General features: G+C 63.1%; 13 protein-coding genes. 4 read left to right on the top strand and 9 right to left on the bottom strand.

What is annotated here, in order from left to right; translation table 11 throughout:
• Window positions 1–10: 10 nt before the first annotated feature.
• From dnaG to AC5STI_RS08390, 7 genes are all read right to left on the bottom strand, one after another.
• Complete coding sequence (gene dnaG, locus AC5STI_RS08360; protein ID WP_495446333.1) at window positions 11–2,002, bottom strand: DNA primase; 1,992 nt, start codon at window positions 2,000–2,002, stop codon at window positions 11–13.
• A 1-nt stretch (window position 2,003) separates the two neighbouring features.
• On the bottom strand, window positions 2,004–2,342 hold the full coding sequence (locus AC5STI_RS08365; protein WP_475046666.1) for a hypothetical protein: 339 nt from the start codon (window positions 2,340–2,342) through the stop codon (window positions 2,004–2,006).
• A 37-nt stretch (window positions 2,343–2,379) separates the two neighbouring features.
• Window positions 2,380–2,925 (bottom strand): sarcosine oxidase subunit gamma, encoded by a 546-nt coding sequence (locus tag AC5STI_RS08370; protein WP_495446334.1) that lies wholly within the window; start codon window positions 2,923–2,925, stop codon window positions 2,380–2,382.
• Entirely contained in the window at window positions 2,918–5,863 is a 2,946-nt protein-coding gene (locus tag AC5STI_RS08375) for a sarcosine oxidase subunit alpha family protein (protein ID WP_495446335.1), read from the bottom strand. Before AC5STI_RS08375 ends, AC5STI_RS08370 begins: the two co-directional genes overlap by 8 nt.
• Window positions 5,860–6,129: a sarcosine oxidase subunit delta gene (locus AC5STI_RS08380; RefSeq protein WP_475046671.1), complete on the bottom strand. Its 270-nt coding sequence runs from the start codon at window positions 6,127–6,129 to the stop codon at window positions 5,860–5,862. Before AC5STI_RS08380 ends, AC5STI_RS08375 begins: the two co-directional genes overlap by 4 nt.
• Before the next feature lie 66 nt (window positions 6,130–6,195).
• Complete coding sequence (locus AC5STI_RS08385) at window positions 6,196–7,449, bottom strand: sarcosine oxidase subunit beta family protein (protein ID WP_495446336.1); 1,254 nt, start codon at window positions 7,447–7,449, stop codon at window positions 6,196–6,198.
• 281 nt (window positions 7,450–7,730) lie between these two features.
• Entirely contained in the window at window positions 7,731–9,161 is a 1,431-nt protein-coding gene (locus AC5STI_RS08390; protein WP_495446337.1) for a Glu/Leu/Phe/Val family dehydrogenase, read from the bottom strand.
• Between the two features lie 348 nt (window positions 9,162–9,509).
• On the opposite strand from AC5STI_RS08390, the gene AC5STI_RS08395 reads away from it, so the two are divergent.
• The 3 genes from AC5STI_RS08395 to AC5STI_RS08405 are packed head-to-tail and all read left to right on the top strand — an operon-like array spanning window position 9,510 to window position 12,295.
• Window positions 9,510–11,129 (top strand): pilus assembly protein TadG-related protein, encoded by a 1,620-nt coding sequence (locus AC5STI_RS08395; protein WP_495446338.1) that lies wholly within the window; start codon window positions 9,510–9,512, stop codon window positions 11,127–11,129.
• Entirely contained in the window at window positions 11,126–11,662 is a 537-nt protein-coding gene (locus tag AC5STI_RS08400) for a TadE/TadG family type IV pilus assembly protein (protein ID WP_475046678.1), read from the top strand. The genes AC5STI_RS08395 and AC5STI_RS08400 overlap by 4 nt, the downstream gene beginning before the upstream one ends.
• Before the next feature lie 6 nt (window positions 11,663–11,668).
• A complete protein-coding gene (locus AC5STI_RS08405) occupies window positions 11,669–12,295 on the top strand; it encodes a TadE/TadG family type IV pilus assembly protein (protein ID WP_495446339.1) in 627 nt (208 codons plus the stop codon).
• A gap of 12 nt (window positions 12,296–12,307) precedes the next feature.
• Here AC5STI_RS08405 and AC5STI_RS08410 read toward each other — a convergent pair whose 3' ends face one another.
• Together AC5STI_RS08410 and AC5STI_RS08415 are read right to left on the bottom strand one after the other, a co-directional pair.
• Window positions 12,308–12,781 (bottom strand): hypothetical protein, encoded by a 474-nt coding sequence (locus tag AC5STI_RS08410; protein ID WP_495446340.1) that lies wholly within the window; start codon window positions 12,779–12,781, stop codon window positions 12,308–12,310.
• A 98-nt stretch (window positions 12,782–12,879) separates the two neighbouring features.
• Window positions 12,880–13,836, bottom strand: coding sequence for an NAD(P)-dependent oxidoreductase (locus AC5STI_RS08415; protein ID WP_495447743.1), 957 nt, complete (start codon window positions 13,834–13,836; stop codon window positions 12,880–12,882).
• 121 nt (window positions 13,837–13,957) lie between these two features.
• On the opposite strand from AC5STI_RS08415, the gene AC5STI_RS08420 reads away from it, so the two are divergent.
• The gene (locus AC5STI_RS08420) at window positions 13,958–14,833 is read left to right on the top strand and encodes a LysR family transcriptional regulator (RefSeq protein ID WP_495446341.1); all 876 of its coding nucleotides are present in this window, start codon (window positions 13,958–13,960) and stop codon (window positions 14,831–14,833) included.
• Window positions 14,834–14,841: the final 8 nt, after the last annotated feature.

The following is a 14,841-nucleotide window of genomic DNA, read 5'->3' on the forward strand; positions in this document are numbered from 1 at the left end:
AGTCCGTGTGTTACTTCTCAGAAAAGCCGATCCGGTCCAAAAGGGCACCGAAGGCGTCGCGCTCATCCCGGTTGAGCCGCGCGCCATTCTTGCCCACGTCATATGTCGCCTTGTCCTCATTTTCGCTGCGCACGGCCTTGTTCCTGGCCTCTGCCGCCTGGCGCAGCCGCCAGGTCAAAGCCTCATCCGCCAGACCGTCCAAATCCTCTTCGGCTTCTGCCAGTTCCGCATCCAATCCGCGCCGCGCTTCGAGTTTTGCGAGCTCCTCGGCAAGGGTCATGCCGGCCAGTTCGGTGTCGCCGGGTTTGCGCAGGCAGGGGATGATTGCAACGTGGCGAAGGCCAAACAGGTTTTCAAGGGCATGAGGCCCCAAAGCCCAGTCGATTTCCTCGCGCAGGCGGTCAGGCGCGTCGATGCCGTGGCGCAGCACCATATCGCGCAGCGCCGCCAAGTCCGGATCGGCGCATTGCAAACGCTCCAGACTGGTCTCAAATTCCGGGATCACCGCAGGCGTTGTGATGGCCGTGGCCAGGATCACTGCCTCCCGCATGGCCGCAAAGGATTCATCATCGGCGCCTGCCACCAGCGAGGCCCGGGTGGTTGCACGCGGCTGCGGGATCGGGCCAAAGCCCTTGCCGGGCTTCCAGGGCGCCCGGGAACCATCCCGGAAACCGCCGCCCTTGCCGCTGCGCTGCTGGAAACCTCCGCTGTCGCGTCCCCCGCGGAACAGCTGCCAGCGCATTTCCTTGACGTCTTCGCCGTAATGCTTGCGGATCGACGGGTCGCGGATCAGCTTGATCTTTTCCCGCAAGCTCTTGTCCAGCGCCGCCTTGCGCTCCGGACTGTCGAAAACTTTTCCTTCAGTCTCGCGCTGCCAAAGCAGCTTGACCATCGGGATCGCCTGATCCAGCACCGCCTGCACCGCCTCTGGTCCCTCACTGCGGATCATGTCGTCGGGATCCTTGCCCTCGGGCATGATCGCAAAGCGCAGGGACTTGCCAGCCTCCAGCAGCGGCAGCGCCAGGTCGATCAGCCGCATGGCGGCGCGGAGGCCCGCAGTGTCGCCGTCCAGCGCGATGACCGGTTCATCCGACATCCGCCACAGCATCTGCAGCTGATTTTCGGTGATCGCAGTGCCCAGCGGCGCCACGGAGGATTGGAAGCCCCCCTCCGCCAGCGCAATCACGTCCATGTAGCCTTCGGCCACGATAAGCGTCGAGCCGCGCCCGGAGGCCGCCCGTGCGGGGCCGTGGTTGTACAGGCTGCGGCCCTTGTCGAACAGTTCGGTCTCGGGCGAGTTCAGGTACTTGGCGTTGTCGTTCGGGTCCATCGCCCGGCCGCCAAAGGCAATCGCCCGGCCCCGCGCATCGCGGATCGGGAACATGATCCGGTTGCGGAAGGTGTCATACGGCTTGCCGCCCTTAGTCGAAGGCTTGGCCAGGCCCGCTCCGATGATCAGGTCTTCGGGAACGTTCTTGCCGCGCAGGGCGTCCCACAGGTTCTGCCAGCCATCGGGAGCAAAGCCGATTTCCCAGCGGTCCAGCGCCTGCGCTGTGAGCCCGCGGCTCTGCAGATAGGCGCGGGCATCCCGGGCGGTATTTGTTTTCAATTGCAGGCGGAAGAATTGCACCGCCTGCTCCATCACATCTGCGAGCAGGGCCCGGCGGTCCTGTTTTTCCTGAGCGCGCGGGTCGCGCTTGGGCATCTCCATACCCGCTTCGCCCGCCAGGATCTCCACCGCTTCCATGAAACCGACGTTCTCGGTTTCCTGAACAAACTTCAGCGCGTCGCCTTTGGCGTGGCAGCCGAAGCAGTAATAGAACCCTTTGCGGTCCTCCACGTGGAACGACGCAGTCTTCTCGTGGTGGAAGGGGCACGGCCCCCAATAGTCGCCTTTGCCAGGCTGCGACTTGCGCTGGTCCCACATGACTTTGCGCCCGACAACATCAGAAATACTGATGCGGGTGCGCAGTTCATCCAGAAAGCCGGGCGGCAGGGACATATCAGTTCGACTTCAGCTGTTTCTGCATCGCCTGAATCTGATCCCAGTTTTGCAGGCACTGCTGTTCGAACAGCGCGCCGAGGTCGGTGCCTTTCAGGTCGCGCCGCTTCATCGCGTAGACATGGCTTGTCAGCTGCGGGATCGCTTTGGAATAGGCCTCAGGCCATTCCGGATTGCTGCCCAGAATCACCTGTTCCACTTCTTGCTGCTTCACCCGGTCCAGCCGTGCCTGCTGCACTGCGGCCATAACCTGGCCCTGGTATTTGCAGCTTTGTTCTTTGCTTTCAGAAGCATAGGCCGGAGCCGCCAGCAAGGCGGCTGCAAGGGCGATGCGGATCATAGATGCGCTCCGGGAATCAGTTGGTGATCCCCGAAGATTACCCCCGCGCCGCGACGGCTTCCATGGCTGTTTTCAAATCATGCACAAGCGTCTTCGCCATCGAGCGGAACACCATGATCTGAAACGCCTGCGGGCCGGTACGGGTCACCGAGGCCATCATGTGCTTGAGTTCCGTCCGAACGGTATGGCCGCGCTTGAAGACTGACCCGCGCAAGTCCACCGGAACCAGCCGCGCCAGCACATCCTCTGCGCCCGCGCCGTCCAGCTTGACCACGGCCCAGGCATCGCTCTGGTCCGTCAGGGCGGCGTGCTTTGCCAGCCCGGCGTCGGGCGCAGGCCCCATCAGCAGCGCCACGTCCCGGCCGAACCAGACAGCCCGGCTGCCTGCCTTGCCGGTGGCGCGGTTTGCTGCCGGAAACGCCATTCCATGGGCCGCCTCCAGCGCTTGGCTCAGCGCCTGCTTCTGGCCGTCGAAGGGCGCCACGGCCCACATCGCACCAGGCTGTTCCTCAGTCAGGCTCATACCGCCGATGGTTGCAGGCAGCAGCCCCTCACAGGGGCTTTTTGCAATCAAGTCAGCCACGGGCACGTTCTCCTTCCGGGTCAATGAACACAGGGGAAACGACCTCGCACAGGGTATCAACGCCGCGCATATGGTCGACCAGGCGCACGGTTTCACCGATCCGCTCCGGGCCCTCTTTCAGGAAAGCCAGTCCAATCGGATGCCCCAGCGCCGGCGAATAACCGGCGGAAGTGACATAGCCCTGGTCGTAAATCCGCTCGACCGGATCGCCCGGCGTGAACAGATGCGCACCTGCGGTGATTTCCTTGGCCGCACCCACAGGCTTGAGGCCCACCAGACGCATCCGGTCCTCGGCCACCAGGCCTTCGCGAGCGGACATCGCTTTGCCCAGGAAATCCTTCTTCTTGGACATCATACCCTGCAGGCCCAGGTCAAAGGCGGTCACGGTGCCGTTGATCTCGGCGTGGGTAATCAGGCCCTTCTCGATCCGCAAAACATTCAGCGCCTCCATGCCATAGGCGCCGCCGCCCAGCGCCTCGGCCCGCTTCAATAGCTCACGGTACAGGCTCTCGCCATAGCGCGCAGGCACCGCCACTTCATAGGCATGCTCGCCCGAGAAAGAGATCCGGAACAGCCGTCCCTTGACGCCCAGAACGGTGGCCTCGCCGCAGCCCATGAAGGGCCAGGTCTCGCCATTAACGTCTTCGTCGATCAGCCCGTCCAGCAGTTCCTGCGACTTGGGACCGGCGACAGCAAACTGCGCCCATTGCTCGGTCACCGAGATAAACCGCACATCCCATTCCGGGTAGAGCACCTGGGAAACGAACTCCATATGCGCCATCACCTGCCCCGCCGCGGCGGTCGTGGTGGTCATCACGAAATGGGTCTCGCCCAGCCGCGCGGTGGTGCCGTCGTCCATGACAAAGCCATCCTCGCGCAGCATCAGCCCATAGCGGACCTTGCCCACCTTCAGCGTGCTGAAGGTGTTGGTGTAGAGGAAATCCAGGAACTTGCCCGCATCCGCACCCTGAATGTCGATCTTGCCCAGGGTGGAGACATCGCAGATGCCCACAGCCTTGCGCACCAGGGTGACCTCGCGGTCGCAGGACTGGCGCCAATTGGTCTCGCCCTGCTTCGGGTAATAGGCCGCGCGGTACCACAGGCCGACCTCCAGCTGATGCGCCCCGCGCGCCTCGCTCTCGGCGTGCGAGGTCAGAAAGCGCTGCGGCTTGAACCCCTCGTCCGTGGCCCCTGCCCCCATCGCGCCGATGGACACCGGCACAAACGGCGGACGGAAGGTGGTAGTGCCGGTTTCCGGAATTGTCCGCCCGGTGGCATCCGCCAGCACCGCCAGCGCCGCCACGTTGGAATTCTTGCCCTGATCAGTCGCCATGCCTTGCGTGGTGTAACGCTTCATGTGCTCGACAGAGCGGAAGTTCTCCACCGCCGCCTGCTTCACATCCTTCACGGTCACGTCGTTCTGGAAGTCGAGCCAGGCGCGGCCCTTGCCCGGCACCGCCCACAGCGCGGCGATACGATAGGGATCGTCCTCCGCCTGCGGCAGATCGGCGGCGGCGGTTTTCAGGCCGAGCGCCGCCAGCACCTTGCCAGCAGCCTCCGCACCTTCGCGCAATGCGCCTGCTGTGGAGAAGGTGCCGTTACAGGCCCCTGCGGCGACCATGCCCGGCACTGCGCCCTCGGCGGGCACAAAGGCCAGCGCCTCGCGGTTCCACGCAGGACGGCTGTTCAGATGGCAGGTCAGATGCACCGAAGGGTTCCAGCCGCCGGACATCGCCAGGCAGTCGGTCTGGATCTTCTCCTCGCCCTTGACCGAGCGCACGGTGATGCTCTCGATCCGCTGACGGCCTGCGCTGTCGCAAACCTGCGCGCCGCGGATCACCTGATAGGGACCGCTGTCGGGTGCGTCATGCCGGCTGTCGATCACCGCCGCGATGTGCACGCCCGCGTCATGCAGATCACGCGCGGTGCGGTGGGCCTGATCATTGTTGGCAAAGACGGTGACCCGCTCGCCCGGCGCCACGCCCCAGCGGTTCAGATAGGCACGCACGGCCCCCGCCATCATGATGCCGGGCCGGTCGTTGTTGCGGAACGCCACCGGGCGCTCGATCGCGCCCGCCGCCAGCACCGCATGCTTGGCCGCAATCCGCCAGAAGCATTCGCGCGGCAGATGGCTGCCCTTCAGCGAATGCCGCCGCGGCAAGTGGTGCGAGACCCGCTCCAGCGCGCCATAGGTGCCCTGATCAAAGGCGCCGGTGACGGCAGTGCGGGTCATCAGCCGCACATTGTCCATCGACTCTAGCTCTGCCAGCACCTCTGCCGCCCACTCATGGCCCGGTTTGCCGCCGATCTCCTCGCGCTCTGCCAGCAGGCGGCCGCCCATGCGGCTGTCTTCTTCGGCCAGGATCACATCCGCTCCGGCCCTGCCTGCCGTCAGCGCCGCCATCAGACCCGCAGGTCCGGATCCGATCACCAGCACGTCGCAGAAGGCAAAGGCCTTCTCATACCGGTCCTGATCCGCCTCGCCGGACAAGGCGCCCAGCCCCGCCGCATTGCGGATCAGCGGCTCATAGACCTTCTCCCAGAAGGCCGCGGGCCACATGAAGGTCTTGTAATAAAACCCCGCGCCAAAGAACGGCGCCGCCAGATCGTTCAACGCCATCACGTCGCGCTCGACCGAGGGCCAGCAATTCTGGCTGCGCGCCTCCAGCCCCTCGAATACCTCCTGCTGGGTCGCGCGCACATTCGGGTCCTGCTGGCCGCCGGTGCCGATCGTTACCAGCGCGTTCGGCTCCTCGCTGCCCGCGGTCAGCACCCCGCGCGGGCGGTGGTACTTGAACGACCGCCCCACCAGGTGCACACCGTTGGCCAGCAAGGCAGAGGCCAGCGTATCACCCTCCAGCCCCATCATGTGGCGCCCGTTGAAGGCAAAGGTGATCGGCTTTGCGCCCTGGTTCAGGCCTTTTCCGGGAAGTCTCATTTCTCACCTCCCAGCCCGGCCCCGGAGGCCAGTTCAACAGCCAAAATCTCGTGGGTCGCGGTATCGCGGGTCACCTTCAGCCAGGAATTGCAGCCCATCTCGTGATACCAAAGCTCATCCAGCGGCCCGGCCGGGTTCTCACGCAGGTTCACATATTCATGCCAGGCATCCAGATCCGCGCCCTCCGCCGGACGTACCAGCGCGGCACCTTTGTAATAGAATTCGCGGCGGTCCCTCTCACCGCAGAGCGGACAGGTGATCCTCATGACCGGCGCCCTTTCATCTTTCTGAAAATACTCCCGCCGGAGGCATTCCCGGCGCGCTCCAAACGCTTAGTGCAGGTTATGCTGCGCACCGGTCCCCTCCTCGTCCATCAGGCCAATGCCGCTGCGGAAGCGGTCGAGCTTGAATTTCGTGGCTGCCCCATGCGGGCGGTCCGTGGCGATCAGATGCGCGTAAACGCTGCCCGAGCCCGGCGTCGCCTTGAACCCGCCGTAACACCAGCCGCAGTTCAGATAGAGGCCGCCGATCGGCGAATGGTCGATGATCGGGGAGCCGTCCGGGGTCATGTCCATGATGCCGCCCCAGCTGCGCAGCAGCCGCGCCTTGCTGACCGCCGGCACCATCGCCACGAAGGTTTCCATCGTGTGCTCCACCATCGGCAGGTTCCCCCGTGCCGCATAGGAGCTGTAGAAATCCAGGTAGCTGCCGAACACCAGCCCGCCCTTGTCCGACTGGCTGATGTACAGATGCCCCTCGGCAAAGGTGATCACGTGGTCGACGATGGGCTTCAGCCCTTCGGAGACAAAGGCCTGCAGCACATGGCTTTCGATAGGCAGAGTAAGCCCCGCCATCGCCGCCACTTGGCCGGAACGGCCCGCCGCAGCCAGCGCCACTTTTTTGGCACGGATCGGGCCGCGCGCGGTCTGCACACCCACGACCTTGCCGTTTTCGACGTCGATGCCGGTCACTTCGCAGTTCTGGATCAGATCAACGCCGCGCATGTCAGCCCCGCGGGCATAACCCCAGGCCACCGCGTCATGCCGCGCGGTCCCGGCACGGCGCTGCATCAGCCCGCCCATGATCGGAAAGCGGTTGTTGTCGAAGTTGAGGAAAGGCGCCAACCCGCGCACCTGCTCACGGCTCAGCAGTTCCGCGTCATCGCCCTGGTTGACGATGGAATTGCCCCGACGCACCGCCGCATCGCGCTGGCCGTCATTGTGGAACAGGTTGATGATGCCGCGCTGGGACATCATCGCGTTGTAGTTCAGGTCCTGCTCCATGGTTTCCCACAGCTTCAGCGAATGGGAATAGAACTCGGAGTTGCCCGGCAGGTAATAGTTGGCCCGCACGATGGTGGTGTTGCGCCCCACGTTGCCGCCGCCGAGGTAGCCCTTCTCCAGCACCGCGACATTGGTGATGCCGTGTTCCTTGGCCAGGTAATAGGCCGTTGCCAGCCCGTGGCCGCCGCCGCCAATGATCACCACGTCATATTCGGATTTGGGCTCAGGGTCCCGCCAATGGGGTGCCCACCCCTTGTTTCCGGTGAGCCCCTCCCGGAGCACACGCCAGCCCGAAAACCGCATGTCGTCCCTCCCGTCAAATCACTTGTCCGCACCCGGAAAATTGCTGGCCCGGGCCTTGCGGCATTGCTACCCGCTTTCGCTTGCTGCTCCTAGCCCAAACGCTCGATTTGCGGCACATCAGCACGGCTCTGCTGGAAATCACACGAACTGATCACTTGTGTCTAGTATTAATTGCGACCGTTGATGACGTATACGGTGCCAACGGCAAAAAGAACGGGGCGGAGAGTTTCCCCTCCGCCCCGGTGCTGTCTGTTGGCTCTGTGGTCCGCTCGCGCGGCCCGTCAAAGCCCCTTGGCGTGATAGCTCTTGGCGACTTTGTCGATCGACACCAGATAGGCGGCGGTGCGCAGGTCCGTCACATCATCGCGGCTGTGCCAGACTTCCCGCATCGACTGATAGGCCACCCGCATGGTGTCATCGAGGCCGGAACGCACCAGCTCCAGTTCGTCCGCGCCGCGCAGGTACTTGTCTTTGAAGTTCGGCGACATTGACCAGGTATCTCCCATCACGTCATCCAGCCGCTGCAGCTCGTCGATGACCAGCTGGTGGCGCGCTTCTTCCTGACGGCGCTGCATCCGGCCGAAGCGGATATGGCTGAGGTTCTTGACCCACTCGAAATAGGATACCGTCACACCGCCTGCGTTGGCATACATATCCGGGATGATCACCGTGCCCTTCTTGCGCAGGACCTCATCCGCGCCGGCGGTCACGGGGCCATTCGCGGCCTCGATGATCAGCGGTGCCTTGACGCGCTCGGCGTTTTCCAGGTTGATCACCCCTTCCAGCGCGGCCGGGATCAGAACGTCGCATTCTTCCTCCAGCAGCAGCGAGCCGTTCTCGACGAACTGCGCATCAGGATAACCGGACACCCCGTCGTGCTTGACGATCCAGTTGCGCACCGCCTCCACGTCCAGGCCGTCGGCACTGTAAAGCCCGCCATCGCGCTCGATGATGCCGGTGATCAGCGAGCCGTCTTCCTCGGCCAGGAACTTGGCCGCGTGAAAGCCCACGTTGCCGAGGCCCTGAACGATGATGCGCTTGCCTTCCAGCTTGCCGGACAGGCCGGCGGCAGCCTTGTCCTCTTCGTAGCGGAAGAACTCGCGCAGGGCATATTGCACCCCGCGCCCCGTGGCCTCGACCCGGCCGGAAATGCCGCCGGCATTCAACGGCTTGCCGGTGACACAGGCCTTGGCGTTGATGTCGGTGGTGTTCATCCGCGCGTACTGGTCTGCAATCCAGGCCATCTCCCGCTCGCCGGTGCCCATGTCGGGCGCAGGCACGTTCTGGGACGGGTTGATCAGGTCGCGCTTTGCCAGTTCATAGGCAAAGCGGCGGGTGATCAGCTCCAGCTCATGCTCGTCATACTCGCGCGGGTCGATGCACAAGCCCCCCTTGGAGCCGCCGAACGGCGCCTCAACCAGGGCGCATTTGTAGGTCATCAGCGCCGCCAGCGCTTCGACCTCATCCTGGTTCACACCGGTGGCATAGCGGATGCCGCCCTTCACGGGTTCCATATGTTCTGAATGGACCGAACGGTAGCCGGTAAAGGTATGCATGGCGCCGCGCAGGCGCACCCCGAACCGCACCGTATAGGTCGCGTTGCAAACTCGTATCTTCTCCTCCAGCCCCGGCGGCAGATCCATCAGGGATACGGCCCGGTTAAACATCAGGTCCACGCTTTCGCGGAAGCTCGGCTCTGTGCGGCTGCTCATCTAAAAACTTCTCCGTGCTCAAACATCGACTCGCTGCCGATGGTGCCCTCACTCTATGCAGAGAAGATTAAGGAGTGCGACCTTTTTGACCATTCCCTGCCCAAAAGAATCGCTTTTTAGCCAAAGGTTAACGATTCGCAGCTTGAAGCAGGGCCATTGTCCGCACCGCCGCGACAACGCGCCGAAACCGCGCAAGATTGAACCTCCAATCCATTACAATCTTTGCTATTTCGGCAAAATGGCGCCCCAATTCCGCCACCTTTACCAAGCATTAATAAGTGTAAATTCCGCTGCCAAAGCCGTGCTGACCTGTTCCAAAGCCGGCCGGGGTATCCTGGGGGTGTTTAGATGAGTATGCGTCACAAGAACTCAACAGCGCTGAGCAGTCCGCTCATGGTGCGCTGCCTGTCCAAGGTTCAAAGCTTCCTGCAAGAAGAGGACGGGGTGCTGGCAAAGCCAATGATCGGCACCTTCCTTGCCATGCTTGCGGTTGGCGGTATCGGGGTTGACCTGATGCGGATGGAGCGCGACCGCACCATTCTGCAATACACGCTGGACCGCGCCTCCCTCGCGGCCGCGGACCTGGACCAGACCAAGACGCCCGACGCGGTGGTCCTGGACTACCTCTCGAAATCCGGTCTGGAAGACTATTATCAGGCGCCCTGGTGGGAAGCCGGGATTGGCTTCAAGAAGGTGCAGGCAACGATCGACACCTCCTTCCCCACCCATTTGCTGGGGTTTGCCGGCATCGATGAAATGCCGCTTTACGCGACCTCCCGCGCGGAGGAGAGCATTGACGGGGTAGAAATCTCACTGGTGCTGGACGTCTCCGGTTCGATGAGATCCAACAGCCGCCTGACCAACCTCAAGATCGCCGCCAAGGATTTTGTCGACACCATGGTGGCCAATACCACTGACGGCAAAATGTCGATGTCGATCGTGCCTTACGCCACTCAGGTCTCGCTGCCTGAGGAGCTGTACGAGCAGTATAACATCTCGACTCCTGGCGACACGATCTACTCGCGCTGCGCCAATTTCTCGGCTTCGGACTTCCTAACGACCTCCCTGTCACCAGCGGCGGCTCTGGAAGGCACTATGCATTTCACCCCTTGGGACAGCAGGAGCAGGGACAACCGCACCTACTACAGCACGCCGCGGCTGGTCAGCACCCCGGTTTGCGAGGACGATCCGAGCCGGGAGATTCTTCCGTTTCAAAAAGACGCAACGGTCTTGAAAGGTTTCATCGAGAACCTTTGGGGCGGCGGGAATACCTCCATTGATATCGGGATGAAATGGGGCACTACCCTGCTTGACCCCTCCGCACGCCCGGTTATCAATGCACTCACAACCGGCGCTGGCGCAACCGTCCCCAACGATTTCTCAGCGCGTCCGTCAGAGTATACCGATGCGGATACCGTCAAGGTCATCGTGCTGATGACTGACGGACAGAATACCTCGCAGTATTACGTCGAGAACGATCACCGCGAAGGCGTTTCTAACGTCTGGTTTGATGCCGCGTCGGAGCGTTACTCGACCCTCAATCCTTCCACCGGAAAGTATTACTGGCACGACGTGTCGAGCTATTGGAAGGATGAACCCTACGGCGACAACCCGCAAAGGCTGAGCTATTCAGACCTGTTCGCTTACACATCTCTCAAATACTTGTACTACAACCTCTACCGAGACTGGATGGGAACCAGTTCCGCCAAGTCCACCTGGTACTACGGTGTCTACGACTACTACGGCAACTCGACCAAGAATGCCCGCACGCGCAGCATCTGCCAAGCGGCCAAGGACCAGGGGATCATCGTCTATACCATCGGCTTTGAGGCGCCCTCCAACGGGGTGGCGGTGCTGCAGGACTGCGCCAGCTCCGACTCTCATTACTTCGATGTGGACGGCCTGGAAATCTCCGACGCCTTCGCCTCGATTGCAACCTCCATCCGCCAGCTGAGGCTGACCCAATGATCCGACGCACCGCACAAAGCCTGCGCCGCTTCCGGGCGCGCGAAGATGGCAACGCCACCGTGGAATTCGCCATCGTCATCCCGGCCTTCATCATGATCCTGATGTCAACGGTAGAGCTGGGCCTCATCAACCTGCGCCATTCGCAGCTGGAACGCGCGCTGGACCAGACGGTCCGCGACATCCGCCTGAACACCGGCGCCAACAAAAGCCACGCGCAGGTTCGCGACGAGATCTGCGATCTTTCGGGGTTCATCGAAAACTGCGCCACATCGCTCCGGTTGGAGATGGTGCAAGTGGACCCTTTCAACTGGTCACCGGTCGACCCGGATCCGGACTGTGTGAACAGCATCGAAGATCCCAAACCTGTGCGCACATTTGAACACGGCAAATCGAACGAGCTGATGCTGGTCCGCGCCTGCATGAAATTCAACCCGGTCTTCCCGACCTGGGGTCTGGGCGAAAGCCTGTACAAGGACGGCGACGGCCGGATCAGCCTGATCGCAACCTCCGCATTTGTTCAGGAACCGAGGTAAGACGCTATGCTGACAGCCCTGACACGGAAAATACCCGGAACTGCCCTGCCCCGCCGCCTGCGCACTTTCCTGCGCAGCACGGAAGGCAATGTCTCGGTCGAATTTGTCTTTTACGCGCCCCTGCTTCTGGGCCTGTTCGCCGCCATCTACACTTTCTTTGACGCCTTCCGCCGCGACGGTGTCAACCTCAAGGCGGCCTACACCGTTTCCGACCTGATCTCGCGCGAGACCACCGCGATCAACGACGCCTACCTCGACAGCATGTACGAGATGACCAAGCTGCTGATCCGGCAGGATTCTCAGCTGGGCCTGCGTGTTTCCGTGGTGCGCTGGGACGATGGCGATGACAAGTATTATGTGGACTGGTCAGAGGTGCGCGGCACCTCCAACACCACCTGGACAGACGCCACCATCAACACGGTATCTGCCAAGCTGCCGGACATGCCGGATCAGGAGCGGGTCATTCTGGTCGAGACCTTCAACGAGATGGACCCCGCTTTCAATATCGGCCTGCCGACGCTGAACCTGGACAACTTCATCTTTACCCGGCCGCGCTTCGCCCCCCTGGTTGCCTTCGAAGGCAGCGCAACAGGCACCGGCAGCCATGATGATGGCGGCGAAGGCACCGACTGAGCCAGCCTGCGTTTACTGGCCGCGCTGAACCAGCATCGCGGCCAGGATTTCCGACATCGCCTTGCCCTGCGATCCGGGCGTCACACCGCCAATGCCGATCCGGCGGCCGGACCGCCACCACAGCCCTGGCATCCAGGTTCTGTCTCCGGGCGTGCCGGTGCGGATCAGAAAGCCGTTTGACGGCTTGAAGGCAAAAAAACCGCGGTCGATGGCTTCGATATCCTCCACCCTTGCGATCACCTGCCCGTCAGAGCAGCGCAGCTCCTCAGTGGTCAGCTCGATCCGGTGCACCGTGGCCTGCCACATCCGCACCGCCAGCCACAGCGCCGCAGCCCCCACTGCAAGCAGGAACACCAGCCAGGCCGGCGACGGCGGCGCGTAAAAAGCCACATAGACCAGCAGGGCACCGGTCAGGCCCAGCATCGCTGTTCCCATCACCCGCCGCGCTCCGGAAGCCTCGATTGTGGCCAGGATCTCGTTGCTCATCAGCTGCTCCCCTTACTGCTCTGCCGGGCATAAACCGGATTCGCAAAAGAAAACAGCCCCCGCCAAAGCAGGGGCTGAATGCGTCGCGCCTGTGCGGCCTATTCCGCCGCAGCGCGGCGCACGGACACCTCATAGCCGGGCTCTTCCGGCTCATCGTCGATCAGCTCCTGCGGAAAGCCCGGCGCAGTGACCGACAGGCCGGTGGCCTCCTCCAGACGCTCGATCATCCGGTCGGACTGCGCCCGCTCGCCATATCGGCGCTGGCCGTCCTTCATCATCTCGATCATCAGCGGCGACAGCTCCAGCGGCACATTGTGGCGGTCGGCCAGGGTCTGGAACAACCCGATGTCCTTCATCACCAGATCCATGGTGAAGTTCACATCGCGAGAGCCGGACAGGATCAGCTGGCTTTCGGTCTCATGCGCAAAGGACGTGCCCGAGGACATCGAGATTGCCTCGAACGTCATGCCCAGGTCCATGCCGCAGGCCTTCATCACCGTCAGCGCTTCCATAACCGCGAGCAGGTTCAAGTTGGCCAAGTAGTTGGTCATCACCTTCAGGGTCGAGGAATTCCCGATCTCACCCACATGCAGGATGCGGCGGCCCATGGTGGTCAGGATCGGCAGGATGCGGTCGAAGGTGGCGCGCTCGCAGCCTGCATAGATCGAGATATTGCCGGTGTCGGCACGGTGGCAGCCGCCGGAGACCGGGCAGTCGACCGGCTCACCGCCGCGCTCAACGATAAGGGCGCCCAGGCGTTTCACCTCCTCCACGTCGGTGGTGGACATCTCCATCCAGATCTTGCCGGGCTGCACATGCGGCAGCATTTCGGTGACCACCGCATCCGAGGCCGCCGGGCTTGGAAGGCAGGTGATCACCGCATCGCAGTCCTGCATCATCTGCGCCGGGCTCCCGCCCGCCTTGGCGCCCCGCGCCACGAACGTCTCAACCAGCGCCGCATCCAGATCATGCACGGCCACGTCCAGTCCGTTGCGCACCAGGCTGCCCGCCAGCTTGCCGCCGACGTTGCCGAGGCCGATAAAGCCGATCTTCATTTCGGTTTTCATGTCCTGCTTCTCCTCCCCGGGGTATCACATGCGATATGGCTAGCTTGACCCCGGCCAAAACAAAAACGAATAATAACGCGGTCTGGCCCCAAGAATTTTTGCAACGCAAATGTCCGATCTGCCCAATCTCGTCTGGCTGCGCGCCTTTGAGGCCGCCGCCCGCCTGCAAAGCTTCACCGCCGCCGCCGAGGAGCTGGGCCTGACCCAGGCCGCGGTCAGCCACCAGGTGCGCAGCCTTGAGAAGAGCTTTGGCATCACCCTGTTCCTGCGCCGGTCGCGGCATCTGGAGCTGACGCAGCTGGGCCACGCCTACTACCCCTCCGTCGCGCAGGCGCTGACCGATATCGCCTATTCCACCCGTGGTCTGCTGGGCCATGCCCAGACCCGGACCGTGACCCTGCGGGCGCCGGTTTCCACCGCGGTCCTGTGGGTGGCGCCGCGGCTGGGGGCGTTTCACAGCGCGCACCCGCATATCCGCATCCGGCTGATTTCCGCGGTCTGGGCGGACAGCACCCAGGACGAGGATGTGGATATTGACCTGCGGCTTGGCCCGTCGGGCTGGTTCGACCGCCGTGCGCATCTGCTCTCCACCGAAAGCGTGATTCCGGTCGCGCAGCCGCAGCTGGCAGAGCAGCTGCAGTCGGTGGATCAGCTTTTTGACCAGACCTTGATCCACATCCACGGCTACCAGGACCACTGGCTGAGGCTGTCGGAGCAGGACTGCGTGCCGCTCAAAGACCGCAGCGCGCCGCTCTATGTCGACACTTCGCTGGCGGCGATCGAACTGGCGGCATCCGGCGCCGGCGTCGCCATGCTGATGCGCCGCTACGCGGAGCTGCCGCTGTCGCAAGGCCGGCTGGCGCAGGTTCTGGACGCCGAGATTCCAATGGGCCAGGGGCACTATCTGATGCCCGCCGCCGGGGAGGCCCCGAACAGCGCCGAGACCGCCCTGGTGCGCGACTGGATCGTGCCCCTGTTCGCCTGAGGCACAAG

It is taken from the genome of Leisingera sp. CC-HEC096 (assembly GCF_059429235.1).

What these genes read in the sequence shown, in the direction of transcription:
- AC5STI_RS08415 (WP_495447743.1), bottom strand. Translation starts at nt 13,836, where the DNA reads ATGAAGATCGGCTTTATCGGCCTCGGCAACGTCGGCGGCAAGCTGGCG.
- AC5STI_RS08385 (WP_495446336.1), bottom strand. Translation starts at nt 7,449, where the DNA reads ATGCGGTTTTCGGGCTGGCGTGTGCTCCGGGAGGGGCTCACCGGAAAC.
- AC5STI_RS08395 (WP_495446338.1), top strand. Translation starts at nt 9,510, where the DNA reads ATGAGTATGCGTCACAAGAACTCAACAGCGCTGAGCAGTCCGCTCATG.
- AC5STI_RS08380 (WP_475046671.1), bottom strand. Translation starts at nt 6,129, where the DNA reads ATGAGGATCACCTGTCCGCTCTGCGGTGAGAGGGACCGCCGCGAATTC.
- AC5STI_RS08365 (WP_475046666.1), bottom strand. Translation starts at nt 2,342, where the DNA reads ATGATCCGCATCGCCCTTGCAGCCGCCTTGCTGGCGGCTCCGGCCTAT.
- AC5STI_RS08400 (WP_475046678.1), top strand. Translation starts at nt 11,126, where the DNA reads ATGATCCGACGCACCGCACAAAGCCTGCGCCGCTTCCGGGCGCGCGAA.
- AC5STI_RS08390 (WP_495446337.1), bottom strand. Translation starts at nt 9,161, where the DNA reads ATGAGCAGCCGCACAGAGCCGAGCTTCCGCGAAAGCGTGGACCTGATG.
- dnaG (WP_495446333.1), bottom strand. Translation starts at nt 2,002, where the DNA reads ATGTCCCTGCCGCCCGGCTTTCTGGATGAACTGCGCACCCGCATCAGT.
- AC5STI_RS08420 (WP_495446341.1), top strand. Translation starts at nt 13,958, where the DNA reads ATGTCCGATCTGCCCAATCTCGTCTGGCTGCGCGCCTTTGAGGCCGCC.
- AC5STI_RS08410 (WP_495446340.1), bottom strand. Translation starts at nt 12,781, where the DNA reads ATGAGCAACGAGATCCTGGCCACAATCGAGGCTTCCGGAGCGCGGCGG.
- AC5STI_RS08405 (WP_495446339.1), top strand. Translation starts at nt 11,669, where the DNA reads ATGCTGACAGCCCTGACACGGAAAATACCCGGAACTGCCCTGCCCCGC.
- AC5STI_RS08375 (WP_495446335.1), bottom strand. Translation starts at nt 5,863, where the DNA reads ATGAGACTTCCCGGAAAAGGCCTGAACCAGGGCGCAAAGCCGATCACC.